1 protein-coding gene is annotated in these 416 nt (G+C 30.3%); it reads left to right on the forward strand.

The genetic code is table 11. The features are described from left to right. Positions 1-315 (forward strand): hypothetical protein (locus BWI97_RS27915; protein ID WP_158242893.1); only part of this gene is annotated, 315 nt, incomplete at its 5' end. Positions 316-416 lie beyond the last annotated feature (101 nt).

The following is a 416-nucleotide window of genomic DNA, read 5'->3' on the forward strand; positions in this document are numbered from 1 at the left end:
ATTTTTATTTTTAATAAATTACCTAGTGGCAAGATTGAAATATCCAATGAACATTTTATTCTTCAAAATTGGAGGATTGATCAAGTTTTAACAAGCGAATACTTTGATTTGCCCAGTGCTCGTCCCCCTCGATTAGATTATTATATGAAACTAAGAGAGGAGATACTGAATGATGGAAAAATTACAGAAGAAATAGATTTAAAATTAAGGCAGTTAGAAAATGAATGGGGAGTATTGCCAACTGGAGAAACTAGAACAGAAATTAATGCATTATTGTTAATGAAACGAATAACAGAGAGATTCGCAAATGATTAAAATTTTTAAACCTAAAACTCCTCCTACAATTAAAGATAGGAGAGGGCAATGTAAACTAATTCTTGAAACTAAAAAATTAGAATCTGCTTACAAAGCAGGAA

Source organism: Siphonobacter sp. BAB-5405 (assembly GCF_002872335.1).
Lineage (GTDB): Bacteria > Bacteroidota > Bacteroidia > Cytophagales > Spirosomataceae > Siphonobacter.